This window comes from Bacillus sp. BHET2 (assembly GCF_005938125.1).
Classification (GTDB): domain Bacteria; phylum Bacillota; class Bacilli; order Bacillales; family Bacillaceae_B; genus Rossellomorea.
In genome coordinates this window covers 202,846-219,950 of sequence record NZ_VCQN01000005.1, presented here as the reverse complement: position 1 = coordinate 219,950, position 17,105 = coordinate 202,846, and the positions used below count along the sequence as shown (strand labels likewise).

18 protein-coding genes and 1 riboswitch are annotated in these 17,105 nt (G+C 42.6%); of the genes, 8 read left to right on the top strand and 10 right to left on the bottom strand.

Going from position 1 to position 17,105, the window contains the following annotated elements; all coding sequences use genetic code 11:
* Positions 1 to 3: 3 nt before the first annotated feature.
* The 4 genes from FGG79_RS18180 to FGG79_RS18165 all read left to right on the top strand — a co-directional run bounded on the left by FGG79_RS18180 (position 4) and on the right by FGG79_RS18165 (position 7,761).
* Positions 4 to 1,239, top strand: coding sequence for an efflux RND transporter periplasmic adaptor subunit (locus tag FGG79_RS18180; RefSeq protein WP_138780942.1), 1,236 nt, complete (start codon positions 4 to 6; stop codon positions 1,237 to 1,239).
* Positions 1,240 to 1,349: 110 nt separating this feature from the next.
* Positions 1,350 to 2,960: an alkaline phosphatase gene (locus FGG79_RS18175; protein WP_138780940.1), complete on the top strand. Its 1,611-nt coding sequence runs from the start codon at positions 1,350 to 1,352 to the stop codon at positions 2,958 to 2,960.
* 339 nt (positions 2,961 to 3,299) lie between these two features.
* Entirely contained in the window at positions 3,300 to 4,943 is a 1,644-nt protein-coding gene (locus FGG79_RS18170) for an SWIM zinc finger family protein (protein WP_138780938.1), read from the top strand.
* On the top strand, positions 4,936 to 7,761 hold the full coding sequence (locus FGG79_RS18165) for a DEAD/DEAH box helicase (protein WP_138780936.1): 2,826 nt from the start codon (positions 4,936 to 4,938) through the stop codon (positions 7,759 to 7,761). The genes FGG79_RS18170 and FGG79_RS18165 overlap by 8 nt, the downstream gene beginning before the upstream one ends.
* A gap of 479 nt (positions 7,762 to 8,240) precedes the next feature.
* On the opposite strand, the gene FGG79_RS21915 is transcribed toward FGG79_RS18165, so the two are convergent.
* Positions 8,241 to 8,414 (bottom strand): hypothetical protein, encoded by a 174-nt coding sequence (locus tag FGG79_RS21915; protein WP_171050994.1) that lies wholly within the window; start codon positions 8,412 to 8,414, stop codon positions 8,241 to 8,243.
* A gap of 24 nt (positions 8,415 to 8,438) precedes the next feature.
* Positions 8,439 to 8,816, bottom strand: a complete 378-nt coding sequence (locus tag FGG79_RS18160; protein ID WP_138780934.1) for a single-stranded DNA-binding protein — start codon at positions 8,814 to 8,816, stop codon at positions 8,439 to 8,441.
* A 267-nt stretch (positions 8,817 to 9,083) separates the two neighbouring features.
* On the opposite strand from FGG79_RS18160, the gene FGG79_RS18155 reads away from it, so the two are divergent.
* Both FGG79_RS18155 and FGG79_RS18150 read left to right on the top strand, forming a co-directional pair.
* Positions 9,084 to 9,524 (top strand): YwpF-like family protein, encoded by a 441-nt coding sequence (locus FGG79_RS18155; protein WP_138780932.1) that lies wholly within the window; start codon positions 9,084 to 9,086, stop codon positions 9,522 to 9,524.
* A 129-nt stretch (positions 9,525 to 9,653) separates the two neighbouring features.
* A complete protein-coding gene (locus tag FGG79_RS18150; protein WP_138780930.1) occupies positions 9,654 to 9,974 on the top strand; it encodes a helix-turn-helix domain-containing protein in 321 nt (106 codons plus the stop codon).
* A 46-nt stretch (positions 9,975 to 10,020) separates the two neighbouring features.
* Here FGG79_RS18150 and FGG79_RS18145 read toward each other — a convergent pair whose 3' ends face one another.
* Positions 10,021 to 10,146 carry an anti-repressor SinI family protein gene (locus FGG79_RS18145; RefSeq protein ID WP_138780928.1) on the bottom strand — a complete coding sequence of 42 codons (126 nt, stop codon included), beginning with the start codon at positions 10,144 to 10,146 and terminating at the stop codon, positions 10,021 to 10,023.
* A 32-nt stretch (positions 10,147 to 10,178) separates the two neighbouring features.
* A riboswitch (cyclic di-GMP riboswitch) is annotated at positions 10,179 to 10,295 on the bottom strand.
* Between the two features lie 661 nt (positions 10,296 to 10,956).
* Between FGG79_RS18145 and FGG79_RS18140 the strand changes: the two genes are divergently transcribed.
* A complete protein-coding gene (locus FGG79_RS18140) occupies positions 10,957 to 11,295 on the top strand; it encodes a helix-turn-helix domain-containing protein (RefSeq protein WP_138780926.1) in 339 nt (112 codons plus the stop codon).
* Positions 11,267 to 11,857 (top strand): class D sortase, encoded by a 591-nt coding sequence (locus FGG79_RS18135; protein ID WP_138780924.1) that lies wholly within the window; start codon positions 11,267 to 11,269, stop codon positions 11,855 to 11,857. The genes FGG79_RS18140 and FGG79_RS18135 overlap by 29 nt, the downstream gene beginning before the upstream one ends.
* A 33-nt stretch (positions 11,858 to 11,890) precedes the next feature.
* On the opposite strand, the gene FGG79_RS18130 is transcribed toward FGG79_RS18135, so the two are convergent.
* The 7 genes from FGG79_RS18130 to spoIIID all read right to left on the bottom strand — a co-directional run bounded on the left by FGG79_RS18130 (position 11,891) and on the right by spoIIID (position 17,064).
* Positions 11,891 to 12,187: a hypothetical protein gene (locus tag FGG79_RS18130; protein ID WP_138780922.1), complete on the bottom strand. Its 297-nt coding sequence runs from the start codon at positions 12,185 to 12,187 to the stop codon at positions 11,891 to 11,893.
* A 254-nt stretch (positions 12,188 to 12,441) separates the two neighbouring features.
* Positions 12,442 to 12,876 carry a 3-hydroxyacyl-ACP dehydratase FabZ gene (fabZ, locus tag FGG79_RS18125; protein ID WP_138781100.1) on the bottom strand — a complete coding sequence of 145 codons (435 nt, stop codon included), beginning with the start codon at positions 12,874 to 12,876 and terminating at the stop codon, positions 12,442 to 12,444.
* A 384-nt stretch (positions 12,877 to 13,260) separates the two neighbouring features.
* Entirely contained in the window at positions 13,261 to 13,539 is a 279-nt protein-coding gene (locus FGG79_RS18120) for a DNA-directed RNA polymerase subunit beta (protein WP_138780920.1), read from the bottom strand.
* Positions 13,540 to 13,554: 15 nt separating this feature from the next.
* Entirely contained in the window at positions 13,555 to 14,397 is an 843-nt protein-coding gene (locus FGG79_RS18115) for a flagellar hook-basal body protein (protein WP_138780918.1), read from the bottom strand.
* A gap of 56 nt (positions 14,398 to 14,453) precedes the next feature.
* Positions 14,454 to 15,296 carry a flagellar hook-basal body protein gene (locus FGG79_RS18110; RefSeq protein WP_138780916.1) on the bottom strand — a complete coding sequence of 281 codons (843 nt, stop codon included), beginning with the start codon at positions 15,294 to 15,296 and terminating at the stop codon, positions 14,454 to 14,456.
* A gap of 53 nt (positions 15,297 to 15,349) precedes the next feature.
* Positions 15,350 to 16,360 (bottom strand): rod shape-determining protein, encoded by a 1,011-nt coding sequence (gene mreB, locus FGG79_RS18105; protein ID WP_138780914.1) that lies wholly within the window; start codon positions 16,358 to 16,360, stop codon positions 15,350 to 15,352.
* Between the two features lie 443 nt (positions 16,361 to 16,803).
* Complete coding sequence (gene spoIIID / locus FGG79_RS18100) at positions 16,804 to 17,064, bottom strand: sporulation transcriptional regulator SpoIIID (RefSeq protein ID WP_034765200.1); 261 nt, start codon at positions 17,062 to 17,064, stop codon at positions 16,804 to 16,806.
* Positions 17,065 to 17,105 lie beyond the last annotated feature (41 nt).

The window sequence follows — 17,105 nt, the reverse complement described above, 5'->3', positions numbered from 1 at the left end:
AACATGCATAAACGAACCATTTTCAATACTATCCTCACTGTGTCGCTCCTTTTTATAGGTGCTAATACATTTCTCATTGAAAAAGCAAACAGTAAAGTAGACCGGGAAGTCCGGATCTCAGAATGGGAGCCCGTCACTAAAGGGGATCTTGCGAAAGAGCTGCCGAAAGCAGGAGTTGTCGCTTCTGAAGAAGAGAGCTACATCTACTTCAACGATGAATTCGGTTCTTTTAAAACGTTCCTCGTAAAAGAAGGGGACCAAATCAAATCCGGAACACCGCTCTATGAATACGAAGTAACCGATCAAACTCAACAAAAAAGTGTATTACAATCAGAAGTTGATCAATATGAAGACGAAATCGATAGTATCGAAGACAATATTTCAGATTTGAAACGATTGGAATCATCTCTTCCATCCAGCTCAACCGACGAAAAAGAGATTCCGATTGACGCAAGTGCCCTTCAATCAGAATATGACCTAAAAAAAGAAATCGCCGCTAAAGAATTGGAAATCGACCGCCTAGAAAGTCAGATTGACAATTTAGAGCGACAAATATCCGATATTGAGTCATACGAAACGACTCTTACCGTGCAAAGCAGTGTGGATGGGACCATCAAAGACCTGTCCCATACCATCGATAATCCATTGATCACCATTGCCTCACAGGCTACCATCGTCACGACAGATCTAACGGAAAAAGAAATCATCACAGTAGATGAAAACATGAACGCAACGGTCCAGTCGGATATTGAGAAGAAGACACAGAAAGGGATTGTCACAAAAGTTGCTACACTCCCTAAAAACAATCCACATATCCAAACTGATAGCATGTACCCGGTAGAAGTGAAGCTTCAAAAACCCGATAACAAGCTTCTTTCCGGTCACCACGTGTTCTTATCCATCATCACAGAAGAAGTAAAGGGAGCTTTTGTTGTTCCTGTAACGGCCGTTGAAAAAGATGGCGCTCACAAATATATTTGGGTTCTTACTGAAAAAGGCACCGTGGAAAAACTCAAAGTAGAAACGGGGCTTGCCGTAAACGGAGAGCAACAAATAAAGTCCGGAGTGAAAGCAGGAGAATACTATATCGTGTATCCTGATGAGATCCCCGCTTTACAAAAAGGGGCTGCTTTCATCACTGCTCTTGATTGGGATAAAGTAAAGTTGAGAGATTTGAAAAAATTTGATCTTCCGACGATAGTGGAGAATTTGTTGTTGGGGATTCTAGAACGAAAATAATGGATGGCCAGCTCTTATCGGAAGAGCTGGTTTTTTTTATGAAAAATACATACTCCTCTCCTTCAAACAAATACTATTGGTTAACCACGATCGAAAAGGAGTTTATCACAATGAATACTCTCAAGAAATTCATCACCCTAACCACCATCCTAACCCTCGTGACCCTCTCTCTGCCACAATCCGCTCTATCCGCAACCCAACCCAACAAAAACGTCATCCTCCTCATCATGGATGGTACCAACTCCGACATCCTCACCCTATCCCGTTGGTATCGAGGGACGGACCTTCAATTAGACAAGATCCTGGTAGGCGGGGTCCGTACCTATTCCGCTCACTCAGCGATCACTGATTCGGCTGCCGCAGGGTCTGCCATGGCAACCGGTATGAAGACGAAGGCTGATTACATCGGAATGAACCGGGATGGCCGTCCTGTATTAACGGTCCTTGAAGGTGCCAAATTATCAGGCTATAAGACTGGCATCGTATCCACCTCCCCTGTCCAGCACGCCACACCGGCTGCGTTCACGTCTCATGTCCTGAACCGGGATGAATTCGGGGATATCGGTGAGCAACAAGTGTACCAAGGTCTAGATGTGGTTTTAGGTGGAGGTGCTGCATGGCTAAAACCCCAATCTAAACACCACATAAAAAACGACGACGGCATGCTCAAAACGAAACAAGTCAGTCGGGAAGATGGCGAGAACTTAGTAAAAACCCTGAACTCAGCCGAGTATGATTTGGTTTTGAATAGGGACGGACTTCTAAACAGTTCCGGTTCCGCTAAACTTTGGGGCGCATTCGCAGACGAAGATATTTCCTATGAACTGGATCGGACGAAATTAAAGCCTAATGAGCCTTCCTTAGCAGAGATGACTCGTATGGCACTTGGCCGATTATCCAAAGGTGATAAAGGGTTCTTCCTCATGGTCGAAGGCAGCAAGGTGGACTGGGCCGCTCATAAAAATGATCCGGTTGGAATGATCAGCGAGGTATTGAGCTTTGATGATGCAGTCGGTGAAGCCCTTGATTTTGCCCGTAAAGACGGGAATACAATGGTCGTGGCCGTGACGGATCATGGGAATAGTGGATTGACGCTTGGGAATCAAGGAACGAATGGTGATTATAAACGTCTACCTGCCGGGAAGTTTGTTGAACCTTTGAAGAAAGCCGAGCTGACCGTAAAAGGGGCCGTTTCTCAACTGAAGAAGGATCGTTCCAATTTAAAAGAGGTCCTTTCAAACTATGGGTTGGGGGATCTGAGTGAAAAAGAATCTTCTGCCCTGGAAGATGCAAAAACTCATGAGGATCTGGAAAATATCATGGTCAAGCTGATGACGAAACGTGCCAAATTAGGCTTCACCACCCACGGCCACACCGGCGAAGACGTCTTTTTATATGCATATGGACCGGATAAGCCGGTTGGGTTGATTGACAATACTGACATTCCCAAAGTGATTTCTCAGTATATGGGATTTTCATTAACATCGGGGAAGTTTGTTGACTGGTATGGGGATGGGATGACCTATTTTCGTGGTAAGGAATATAAGGTAATCGTTGAGGGACGGACCTCGAAGAATCCTGTGATGGTTGCGAAACGGGATGATGAAGTGCTGCGCTTTCCGGAAAATAAGGATTTTTATTGGAGAAATGATGAAAAAGTGCGATTGGATAGCGTGAATGTGTATGACGGGAAGACTTTTTACGTGCATATGAAGGAGTAAGGGTGTGATTGGGTCGTTTTCAACGGGTGAAGAAGTGGTCCCGAGGATTTATTATCGACTTTTCGGGTTTTATTATCGAGTTGGAGCTATTTATTATCGACTTTCTTCCTATATTATCGACTTAGCCTCACTTATTATCGACTTTAACATTTTATTATCAACTTCACATCACCGCCTCCCGGTCAGGCTCCAACTCCCAACCTGGTGCCTGGCACCCCCGCACATTTCGACAAATCCCTATATCCTCTTCCACCACTTACCCACCCCACATATTCCTTTTCCCCCTCCTTTTGCGTTATAATAAAAGAATGCGATTTTATAGATTGGAGAGGTTGGTTGATGTCGATTCGTATTCAGGAGTTGAAGGATAAGTTACTTCCCATGAGTCAGTCGATACAGGGTATGCTTGACCCGAATCAGGATGAGAGCAAGAATGTCGTTTCGAAGGGCCTTCTGTTGTTCCGTCAGAATCTGGTTTCAAACGTGAAGGTACGGGATGAAGAAGTGACAGCGGATGTGCAGGATGTGACCCCTGTCTCCCTGGAACTGAATTTATCGTTCCCGCTTTTAAGCAAATGCTCGTGTCCTAATAATAGCTGGTGCCGGCATCAAATGGCGACCTTTTTTATGCTATACAACAAAGTTGGACGGGTTAGTGAGTGGATTCAGAATTGGCGGAGCCAGTCTCAGTCTTCAAGTCAGGAATCCCAGTCTTTGGATGATCTGTTGAAAAAGCACAGCAGTTCAGGGGCTCTCCGCAAGGCAAGTGATTTACTAAACGAACGGAAAACGCGGGGCAACACGCCTGAGGAATGGTGGCAATTCTTTGACTCCCTTCTGAAGCAGGAAGACTTGGAGTCACTTGAAAGACAGCCCTATTTAATGGATGTACTCGTACAAAATATAACGAAAAGATACATGAAGGAAGCCCCATTCGAACGGGAATGGAAGCCTCTTTATCAGCTGTTTGCAACCTTTTATCTCTCGATTCACATCGATTTTTTTTTACAAAAAAGAAATGTGGCGCTGAGCCGGGAACAGTATAGCATGTATGATTTCTTGTTGGGTGAAATGGAAGATGCCGTCGAGAAGCTATCGATTCATGCCATGCCTTTCAGTTTTGATCCGTATATAGCTTTTTTGAAAAAGCAGACGATTGAGATGAGTGATTCCAAAGAGAATAGTACGTTGATGAAAGCTGAAGTGTACCGCTTCCTATGGTATTACTTGTTTAAGCAGAAGTCGTGGCGTCGCGAAGAGGTTGCCCGCTTAGAGGAGGATCGTGAACATGATTCTGTCTTTTACAGCGTCGCGCTCCTCCATCAATATTTACTCCTCGAGGATTTGGACAAAGCGGGTAAAGTGGTTGATGAGCTTGGTACAGAACTTGTTGCATTTAGTGAATTCTGGCTCCGTAAATTTTTCGTAGGGAAGCGTTATGAAGTAGGGTTCTTCTTAGTCCGCAACATCTTATCAAGGTTGACGGCACATATTGAAACCCTCGACTACTATGAAGCGACTCGATTCGTGCGCTGGTTTGTGCGGATTTTACCGATGGATTGGCTGATGGAAAAGGACAGTGCACTTGTGAATGAGCTTCTTCTTTCCATGCTTCCGTACAGCTTCTTCTCATACAATGAGTATCTCATTAGCGCGAAAGCTTACCGAGAATGGGTCGAGTTGCAAAAATATATGAATTACAGCATCGCGGAAATGGAAGGTATGGGACTCAGGGATGTGACGAAGGAAGCACCGGAGCTCGCTCTTCCTATCTATTATACTGGCGTGATGGCAGCGATTGATCAGAAGAATCGTGATAGCTACAAACTCGCAGTTCGCTACATGAAGAAGATCCGTACGATTTATAAAAAAACGAAGAAAACAGATAAATGGGACGTGTATCTAACCTTTATTCTGAATAAATACAAGCGATTACGAGCGTTCCAAGAAGAGTGCAGAAAGGGTAAGTTAATCGATGCTTAAACTGTCTTCCGTAAAAATCAATGTCCATACAACTGAATATGAAGACCGTTTCTTCATTACTGCGGAAAACGACGAAGGAGAACTTCTGCCGACAAAAGATTGGAAGGGCCAGCTGTTCCTTTGGCATGAAGAGAGCTACTACGGGACCCTTCTTCAGGATGACGGCAACGGAATCCCTGTGACGGAGTGGCAGTTTCTGACCCTCCTTGCAGGCGAACATTTTAGCAGCATGATCCAGTGGGACTGGGATGAAACCGGGCAAGCATGCATTGCGATTGCCCCTGTCATTTACGAAGCGGTGGAAGCAGGCCGTTGGCTCCCAAGGTTCGAAGAATGGCAGGAAAAAGGATTGCAGTACCATATCCCTGATGAAGTCTGGTCGAATTTCAACGAAGAGTTTTGGGAGGAAGAGCTGCCTAATGGAGGTCCGTCCCTCAAAAATTTAACAGAAAACTGGTTTCAGGGTGCGTTGAATGAGGCGATGGCTTCCGGTGGATCGAGTGCGATGAAGCGGATCCAGAAGTTGAAGGAAAGTACGCTTACGTCTGAGGAGCTGGATGCGTATTTCGATGAGAAGCGCTGGAGTGATTGGATTGCAGGTTCTGATGACGAACTCCCATTTTCGATGGGGCTCCGGATTTCTGAACCTCTTGATGAGGATGAGTCCTGGGAACTTGAAACGATTCTACGTGACCGGATGAAAACGAGTAAGATCGTGTCCTTATCAGAAGACACCGTCCCCCCTTCCTGGAAAAAACATTTGCCAGACGTATCGGAAGAACAGGAACGCTGGATGAAGATGTTGCCGATTCTCCGTGATGCGGATGGCTCCCTCCGGACGACTCTCGGTGAGCATGATGCCTGGGACTTTTTATCGGTCCTTAGTGAGAAACTGATCGACTTAGACATTGAAATCCTCCTGCCATCGTGGTGGGAAGCAATGAAGGATGCGCAAGTGATGGTCAAAGCCAAGCTTAAAAACACGGACACAAGCTATCGTAAATCCTTCGTCGGCTTGAATGCCATGCTCGATTTCGACTGGCGTCTATCCATGAACGGAGTCGACCTGAACGAGGATGACTTTAATCAACTCGTCGATAATCAGCGCCGTTTGGTGAAAATCCGCGGTCAGTGGATGAAACTGGATCCTGCCATGATTCGCCGGATTCAGCAAATGATGACAAAAGCGAAGCAGGAAGGGATCTCAATCCAGGATATGCTCGAGCAGGAGCTCGTTCCCCGCGATTCCGATGAATCGGATCTAGAGCCGGAGGACGATGAGCATGATCCTTATAAATATGCTCGTATTCAACTAGAACTTAATCGCTCTATGAAAAAGATGATTCATCAGCTAACGAATGTGTCATCGATTCCGTTGACAGAAACTCCCCATGCCTTCATCGGTGAGCTCCGTCCCTATCAGCAGCTTGGGATGAGCTGGATGCTCTTCTTACGAAAGTTCAACTTTGGCGCCTGCCTTGCTGATGACATGGGACTCGGAAAAACGGTGCAGCTGATCACGTACCTGCAACATGTGAAGGAAACGGAAAAGCCCGAGACTCCATCCCTGATCGTCGCACCTACTTCCGTTCTCGGAAACTGGCAGCGAGAGTTGGAGAAATTCGCACCCGGCTTGAAGGTTCATCTTCATTATGGGCCGACCCGTACGAAAGGTGAAGATTTTGCTAGGGAAATCAAAGGTGTCGATGTGGTGCTAACGTCTTACGGTTTGTCCCATATCGATTATGACGAATTATCAGAAGTCGTATGGACCTCGATCTCACTTGATGAGGCACAAAACATCAAGAATGCCAATACAAAGCAATCACGTGCCATCCGCAAGTTGAGCGGGAAACATCATATTGCATTGACGGGAACCCCGATGGAGAACCGTTTATCCGAGCTTTGGTCGATCTTTGACTTCCTGAACCACGGCTATCTTGGAGGATTCACGCAATACCAGAAAAACTATATTGCGCCGATCGAAAAAGATGAATCAGAGGAAAAAGTCAAAGAGCTTCAGGCGAAAATCAAACCGTTCTTATTGCGTCGTACCAAGAAAGATCCTGAAGTAGAACTGAATCTTCCGGAAAAACTCGAGCAGAAAGAGTATTGTCACCTGACTGCCGAGCAGGCAGCTCTTTATGAACAGCTCGTGAAAGATACGCTGGCAAAAATCGAAACACTAAGCGGCTTTGAACGGAAAGGGTTGATTCTGCAAATGCTGAATCAGCTGAAGCAGCTTTGTAATCACCCTGCTCTTTATTTAAAAGAACCAGATCCAAAGTCAATCCTCTCCCGCTCTGAAAAGATGCAGAAGCTGAAGGATATCGTCGAAACCGCTTTGGAGTCTGGTGAAGCGTGCCTGATCTTCACCCAGTATATTTCAATGGGGGAAATGATTCAGGAAGTGATGAAAGAAGAGTTCGATGTTAAGGTACCATTCCTGAACGGCAGCATGGCAAAAGGAAAACGGGATGAACTCGTGGAGAAATTCCAAAATGGAGAATTCCCAGTATTCCTGTTATCACTGAAAGCCGGCGGTACCGGACTCAACTTGACTGCAGCCAACCACGTCGTCCACTACGACCGTTGGTGGAACCCTGCCGTTGAAAACCAGGCCACCGACCGTGCCTACAGGATCGGCCAGAAGCGATTCGTCCACGTCCATAAATTGGTCTCTTCAGGTACCCTTGAAGAAAAAATCGATGCCATGTTAATGAAGAAACAGGCATTGAACGATGAAATCATTCGAAGCGATCAGTGGGTGACCGAATTATCGGATCACGATCTGGAATCGTTGTTGGTGTTGGAATAGATTTGTTGATTTGCCTCTTTCCTTATGGGAAAGGGGTTTTTTGTTAGGAATTGGGTTATAGTGTGGTGGTTTATACATAAATTACAAGTATAATTGTAAAATTAACTTTACTCACCTTGGATTGTTTATTTATTGGGCCACTATTGGGGTTTATCGGGCCACTTCTGCATTTTATTGTGCCACTTTTAACCTTTATCGGGCCACTTTCCACAAAACTCGGGCCAAATTGTGAACGACAATATTCATTATTATTTACTCATATAATAAGTACCCTAAACCAAAAAAACGCCAGCCTCCCCAAAAAGGAAACCAGCTCAATATGAAGACATTAAGGGGAACAAAACACTTACTTTACTCACTGCTACACATAATTATTTCTAATGAGGAAATACAGAGGCATGTTGCGGTGACCATTGGATTTTGAGACAAAGCTTATAGGTTGGATGATTCGTATGGAAAGAATTCTAGGTGGGGGTGATTCAGGATGAGGTTTTTAGAACAGGATTCGGGTAATCGTATCCTTGTTCAAGGGCCGTCACACGCTGGGATAAGTAGAAATTTTCGACGTTGGCTCTTGCCACTTTTTTGATGAGGTCTTCTGTTAACTTCTCCATTCTGTCAATTCGTTGTTCAAGTTCTTGCAGGGCTGCCACGATACCATCTCCTTTTTGATCATATTAAAACGGCAATTCAATTGGTTCTTTCTTACTTGGTTCGGATGTAGAAGACGATGATGGCTTACTGTCCAGAAATCGAACATTTTCAGCGACGACTTCGGTTATATACGTCCGCTTTCCTTGATCATTGTCATAATAACGGGTTTGAATGCGTCCCGTCACACCAACCACGGATCCTTTCCTGCAGTACTTCTCCGTATTATCAGCCGCACGATTCCATAGCGTACAAAGTACAAAGTCCGTATCGATTTGACCTTGCTGATTCTTGAAGGGCCGGTTTACGGCAACCGTCACGCTAAGGATAGATTTTCCTTCTGTGGTTTTTCTTGCTTCGGGATCTTTGGTCAGCCTCCCCACCAGGGTCACTTGGTTTATCAATTGGATTCGTTCCCTCCCTTCTCCTAATGTGTTTTCATCTTACAACCATACCCAAATCTTGTAAAATCCTCAATTTCCGAAATTCGAGGCAATAATCCTTTGAATTTGCCAAATTCGCCTAGGTGAATTTTCCTCATTTTGATCAAAATCTTGTTCAAAAACACGAAATTGCATCTTTCGGCCTTTTTTTCATTGGTGAATTTATTAGGGAAACATTTGCCCCTATGATATAATTTTATAAAACCTTTAAATGGGAGTTGTTCGTTCATGAAAACCTTTAAAGTGATTTCACTGCAAGTTGTGAAAAATGAAGAACTGCATGACTTTGAGATTGTGGACGGTCTGATTATTAATAAAGAAGATAGGCATAGTACGTGGCTTGTTGAAACGTATTTGTCGAATAAACATATCGAGTTCTTTCAAAAGGCTCAACAAAGCAAGAAAGATTTGGAGATACAAGTCGTGATTTCTCATAAAGCCAATGATCCGGCTGCTTTCATGACATCCATTCGTTGTATTAAAGAAATGGATGACCATATCAGCATCATGTTTGAAGGGAAATTGAAGAAACAGCGGAATGAATATGCAGAGATACTTCTCGATGATTTAGTACAAAAAGGGTATTCTGGGGATGAATTGATTCGAGAATTCAGGGAGAAAATGATTTCCAAACCACGCTTTCCGGTGACGGCAAAACCAAGGGTGTAATGATTCGAAATTAGATAAACTTTATCTAGAGCAAGAGTTAGCTGTTTGATATAATTAATATAATAGGATATTTTTTATAACTTTCATGAAAAATTCTTTTATTACGATGTTCTTAGGTAGGTGTGCTCAATGATTGGAGAAAGAGTAAAGAAATATCGACAAGAAAAGCGAATGTCTATGACTGAACTTGCTGAAAAAGCTGGTGTCGCCAAATCATATTTAAGCTCTATAGAGCGTAACCTTCAACAAAACCCGTCCATTCAATTTCTTGAAAAGGTTTCATCTGCATTAGGAATTCCTATGGACGCTTTGCTACATGACCAACCAGAGGATCAAAATATTGACCACGAGTGGCTGAAGATTGCTGAAGAAGCTATGGATTCCGGTATTTCTAAAGACCAATTCCGTGAATTTATTGAATTTAATAAATGGAAATTGGGTAATAAATAAAGTCTTGCGAAACTTTCGCAAGACTTTATTTATGTGAAATCATTTTTTATTCTGCTTTCATTACTCCCGATGGGGTATCAAGAAATTCTCTGATTTCTTGCTTAGAAATTCCAGCTTCCAATGCTTGTTTAATCAATTCTAGCCATTCAAGATCAAGTTCACGATTTGTCATTAGAATCTCCCCCTAAAATACATGTATGTATTCCAGGCAATCCAGCCATCATAGTTTAAATACGTTTTTAAGCCCTTTAATAAACGTATCTCTACCGTAGATCTGTGACTTTGCGTCCCTATTTTTCAATAGGTTTGCCTTTATCTGACTTATTCATTTTCCGATGTAGCTATACCTATTATACTAATAGAAATCTATACATCGTGTTGTTTTTTGTCTTTTCTGACAATAATGTTTCCCTCTTATTCCTACAAATATACCTATTTTTTTACATTTAAGAGTGTAATATATACTGTTTTCTCTTTTTTTATTAAATCATTTAAAGAAAAATGTCGAATAAAATATTATATTAAATTTCATATCTTTTATAATTTTCTATCTTATTCTTTATTGGTAGGACTTTTTGGGAAACATTTTGGTACATTGTTGCCTTATAAAAATGGGATTGAGTTAAATCATACCCGCAAGAAGGACATAACCATTGCCCGATCTCAGAGCTACTAAATGATGAGCGTGTACAACGAGTGCAAATTTTTTTATACATTCTCCTTAACTCCTTTCGTGTACCATTAGAAATATATATTGTTTCGTTCAGTAGAAAACGAACGTTCGTTTTATCGAACACTCTTTGTTATTAGTATATACACGCATCTCTTAAGTCTAAAGTCTTGTATTTTCTGAAAATTACGCTTGAAAAGTTGATTTCCTTTCTTTTAATTGAATTTTCTTTTAATTTCTTAGTATTTCGTTATTTATAAAACACAAATTGTTCTATATAATGAATATATATCTAGGAAGGGACTGTGATTAATGGTAGGTGATAAAATAAAAAAATATAGGGAGAAAAAAAGAATGAGCATTATTGAACTTTCTAATCGTGCGGGCATTTCAAAATCATATTTAAGTTCAATAGAAAGAGGAATTCAGAAAAACCCCAGTATACAAATCCTTGATAAATTATCTGCCGCACTTGGAGTATCACTAAATCAAGTACTTGATTGCCAACCTGATATTGATGAGGAATGGATACAATTAGTGAGGATGGCTATAGAGGAGGGATTAACTAAGCAGGAGTTTTTGGAATATATTCAATTTATTCAGTTTAAAAGGGTGAACAACAGTGAAGTTCAACGCTTTAAAAATAGTTAGTATTTTCCTATTGGTTAGTGGAAGCACATTACTAATCTACTCCGCCTATCAATTAATTTCTCATAATAAAAAAGAAAATATTGCGTTAGCAGAAGCCCAATCTTTAGTTAAAGAGAGTACAGATAAAAGTCATTTAGAGTCACCTTCTTTCAAATATTCGTTTCATACTGGGGATATTATTGGAATTCTTGAAATCCCCAAATTAAACAAGCAACTTCCGGTTATTGAAGGGACAGACGAATCTGAACTGGAAAAAGGGGTTGGTCACTACTCAACCACCAAACTCCCTGGGCAAAAAGATCGAATATTTCTAGCCGGTCATCGTGATACCGTATTCAAAAAAATGGGCGACCTTCAAATTGGGGATATTATACTCTTTCAAATTGATCGTACAACTCATAAATATGAGATCTTTGAGACACTAATTATAGATGAAACAGACCTTTCAATACTTATTCCAACAAATCCAGAGGAAATCCTCACTTTGTCAACATGTTATCCCTTTGAATATCTTTCAAGTACCGAAGAACGTTATATCATCAATGCTAAGAGAATAGAGTAAAGCGCAGAAGACTCTTGCTTCTGCGCTTTTTTTCTACTCGTCCTTATTATCCTTATCCTTCACATCAATATCATCTTCTATGACATCTTCTTCAGGTGTGTTCTTATCTTTCGTTGCGTCTTTGTCACCATCGACGTTTTTATCTTCTGACTCAGGGTAGTTCTCTTCATTCATGTCCCCGTCGTTCATATCGTCATTTTCATCCATGTTATCATTTTCTTCTATTGGAGCCTCGTCTTCCGGAGGCGGCTCCTGTTTTGCGTTACATCCTACAAGAAGAAACGCAGCAAGTACGGATCCACCTAGGATTGATAATAACTTATTGTTCATGATGTATGACTCCTTTCTAATGTGTAAGTTTAATCATCTAAGACCGATACGTTGGTCTTTTGTTAGCGTTCCCTGAAATTGAATATACTTGCATGAGGATGAAATTTTCCTGGATTGTTCTATGATAGGGAAACGATGTTGCTTGAAACGAGACAAAAGATTGGTACATTTGATCAACCACCCGTTGGAAAATAGAACAGATAAAAAACCGGGCCAGAGTGAATAAAATCACGCCAAACCCGGTTTTATTAAAACTATTCCTGCTTATCCCCAAGAGCAAACATCATCTCTAATTCACAAGCAACTTCGCCATCAACCGTCGCAACGCCTTTCCCTTTGCCGATCGGTCCTTTAAAGCGAATCATCTCCACTTCAAGTCTTAACTGATCTCCAGGCTTGACCTGACGCTTGAAGCGACATTTATCAATTCCCGTAAAAAATGCTAAACGTCCGCGGTTATCTTCCACCTTCAGCATAGCAACAGCACCAACCTGAGCAAGCGCCTCAACAATTAATACCCCTGGCATAACAGGATAACCTGGGAAGTGACCATTGAAAAATTCCTCATTCGCGGTCACATTCTTGATCCCAATCGCCTTCTTGCCTTCCTCCACCTCTAAAATCCGGTCAACCAACAAAAACGGATAACGATGGGGAATAATCTCTTTAATCTCATTAATATCAAGCATCACAATTCCTCCTACCAATATGTATGTACACCTTATTGTACAGAAACTGGGCTTTGAATAGCAACCGGAGAGGGACCCAGAGAGGGACGGACCTCGAAAAATGGCTCGATTTTCAATTAAAATCCCTGTATATCAAGGTTCTATGTCTAAAAAAGAGGCAAATTCGAGGTCCGTCCCTCTCTAAAGTCTCACTCTACTCGTTTGTGTTGGTCCTTTTTGATGACCATACTAAAGACGTGCCTGCTCGTTTTCTGTTTTAAAGAGCATAAAAAGAGGGACGGACCTCGAATATCAAGCTCGATCCGCAGCAAAACCCTGTTGTCTCAAGGTTCATTGCACGAAAAGCTAAATATTTCGAGGTCCGTCCCTCAAAACTCAAAAGAGTTATTTTTTGGTTACGATGTCAAAGATGTGCTGCCAGGTTTCTGCTTTGAAGACGTCGGCTGCTTTGCCGTCGCCTATGCCTGCGAAGCCGATGACGGCACCGAGCGCGAGACTTCCTGCAAGAAGAAGGATGAACAGAAGGATTCTAAGCCAGATGGGTAGCATGCGCACACGGACCCAGCGAGAAGGTTTTGATTCGTCCTTCTGCTTCATCTTTTTTTCTGCTTTTACTGATTCTCTTGTCGATTTTTCTTCTTGTAGCAGCTCTTTTTCACTCATAGCGTTTAACTCCTTTTAGCGTATCCCATTTACAAGGCCCATCATTTGATCTGCAAGGGAGATCGAGCGAGCCTGAAATTGATATGATCGTTGGACGTTCAGCATGTCCGTCATTTCTTTACTGATATCAACGTTTGATCCTTCCAATGAACTCTGGACCATTGAGATCTCAGATCGTGCCCCGCCAATGACGTTGGTCACCACTTCATCTTCTGTCACACCGAGTTCATTCAGGTTATCTGCAAAGCCTAACAGATTCCCTCCAAATTGCTGAAGGAATTGAGGTTTTTCAACTGAGACGATACCCAAATTGAACTGCTCTTCTCCTCCACCTGATCCCGATACGGTTAGAACGCCATTATCTTCTAAAGTAAAAGAAGATGCGTCTTCAGGGAAAGTGATATAGTTATCGTTCTCATCCAAGATTGGAAATCCGCTTCCGTTCACGAGCATCGCTTCACCATTCCCAGTTGGACTTGAGAAAAATGCTCCGTCTCGCGTATAGCGCACGGCACTTGTGTTGTCATCCTGGGCAAGGACTTTAAAAAACTGTCTATCACTTGTCATGGCAAAGTCAAGCTCTCTGCCAGTTGCTTTCAAAGACCCCTGGTTCAAGATCAGTTGTGATTGAGCAAGCTTGGCACCGTTCCCTTCCCGGACTCCAAGAGGGGTCAACCTTCCTGTTTCAAACTTGTCGACACCCTGATTTTTCACCTGTTGCACGAGTAACTCCGAGAATGATGCATCCCGGCGTTTATATCCATTCGTATCAGTGTTTGAAAGATTATGACCGATCATGTCCATTTGTTTTTGCAATTGGCTTAATGTATTGGTAGCTGTAATCATCGTTCGGTTCATGATACGTTCTCCCCTATTATAAGGTATTCAGTGGCGAAATTCATTTACAATCTTTACTATCCATTGACCCGACCAATTTCGTTGGCCGCCTTTTCCATGCTGCGGTCATACGCTTGGAGAACTTTTTGATTCGCTTCAAATGCTCTGTACCCCGATAGCATGTCCGTCATGGTACGGGAAGCATCGACGTTAGAACGTTCCAGAAAGCCCTGCTTGGTCGTAAAGGAGACATTGTTCTCTTCATAGGCATCAGGAAGGGGGACATTGCCTTCTGTTGCAAATAACCCGTCTCCCTGCTTCATGAGTCGATTAGGATTATCAGAGTAGCCGACACCTAACGTAGCCACTACATTATCATCGACACGAATCTGCCCCTTTTCCCCTACCGTGAATTGATCACTGTCCAATTGAATTCTTTCACCATTTTCATCCAAAACATGGAAGCCGCTGTTCGTAGTGAGAAAGCCGTTTCCGTTCACAGTCAAATTCCCGTTACGTGTATAACGGGGAGTTCCGTCAGCACCTTCAACGGTCAGAAAAACCGACCCACTTGCTCCGGTCTCACCATCTGCAGGCATGGACACGTCTAGTAGAGCAATATCCAAGCTTCTCCCCGTTTCTTGAAGATCCCCTTGCAAGAAAGAAGGAATCGTTTCTTGCATATATACGCCCGTATTGAGCGCCCCCACTTTGTTGTTAAAAGGGAGGGTAAGTGTCTTCTCTGTCGGAATGGTTGTTGAATCCATCCGATCCAGAAGCATTTCAGGGAATGCTCGCATGGAAGCCTGATCTGCTTTAAAACCTGGAGTATTGGCATTGGACATATTGTTCGTTAACATTTCGGTCTTGCGTTGTTGAGAAAGCATGCCTGATGCAACTGAATAGAATCCGCGAAACATGTTTCCACCTCATTACTTTTTGCTATTTTCACATGGAATGGCTGGTGTCATCATTAGATGATTCTTCTTCTTGAAATCTTATCGATGTTTTCAAGCATTAACCCTGTTCCAATGGCTACGCAATCCATCGGGTTCTCAGCGATCAATACCGGTACTTTCAGTTCTTCTGCAAGTAGGGTGTCCATTCCGTGAAGAAGGGCCCCACCACCTGTTAAAATCACACCGCGGTCAATGATATCCGCTGATAATTCCGGTGGCGTCTTTTCAAGAACATTTTTCGCAGCCTGTACGATCACGGCCACTGATTCGCGGAGGGCTCCTTCGATTTCCTTCGCTGTTACCGTAATCGTGCGTGGAAGCCCGGACACCATGTCACGGCCACGGATGCTCATTTCTTTTCTGTCTTCATCCAGAGTTTCAGAGAACACCGTTCCAATGTTCACTTTGATATCTTCTGCTGTACGCTCCCCAATTAGAAGCTTGTACTCTTTTTTAATATAATTCAGAATTTCATGGTCGAACTTATCCCCGGCCATCTTGATGGACTGACTCGTCACGATATCACCCATAGAAAGAACCGCTACGTCTGTCGTTCCTCCACCGATATCCACGACCATGTTTCCTGTTGGGTTGAAGATATCCATTCCGGCACCGATCGCTGCTACTTTAGGTTCTTCTTCAAGATAGATCTTTTTCCCACCGCTTTTTTCAGCCGCTTCTCTGATTGCCTTTTGTTCAACGCTTGTGATGTTCGTTGGGCAACAGATCAGGATTCTTGGCTTAGAAAGAAATCCTTTTACATTTAATTTATTAATGAAATGCTTCAGCATTGCTTCCGTTACGTCGAAGTCTGCAATAACTCCATCCTTTAATGGACGAGTAGCCACAATGTTTCCTGGAGTACGTCCAACCATACGACGGGCTTCCTCTCCAACTGCGAGTACCCTACCAGTATTCTTATCTAACGCCACAACCGATGGCTCATTTAAGACGATCCCTTTACCTTTAACATGAATTAAAACATTAGCCGTACCAAGGTCAATCCCAATATCTTTCGCAAACATCTTGTGTTTCTCCCTTCTTCTTCTACAAATTCATCATCGAATTTCATCTATAGTTTCACTAGTTTGTCATTACGTTAAAACGTTAAGGCAAATCTTTCACCTAATTAATTATTTTACCATAAATATGTCGAAGCGAGATGGTATTTGTCAAAAAAATGTATCAATTTTGTTATATTATTGGAAATATGTAGGGGGGTGGATCGTTGTAAATGGTTCTTTGTTGGGAGGTATAGGGATAGGCATATGTCATGGGGATTGGGGTTCAACTGTTAAATAGTAGAGAATTTTCAACTGTTAATAATGAGATGATTTTTGACAGGTGACATTCGTTCGATTTTCAACTGTTAAAAAAGCACCCAAATTCAACAGGCAAACGTCCTTTATGACCAAAAACAAAAACACACCAAGCGTGACCCATCTATCTGGGGCTTGGCGTATTTCGGCTAGCTGTGGAGCTCTTCTTTTTTGTATTTTTGCTTCGTTGCCTCTCCACCCCGTAGATGTCGGATTGATTTATGGTAATCAAGTATGGTTTTGACTTCATTTGCGAGATCTGGATTAATTTCTGGCAGGCGTTCTGTTAGATCTTTATGGACAGTACTTTTGGACACGCCAAACTCCTTCGCAATTACACGAACAGTTTTTTTCGTCTCCACGATATACTTCCCAATCTTGATTGTTCTCTCTTTGATGTAATCGTGCACACCACTCGACCTCCCTAAATTGGATGTGAGAAGTGTGAAAT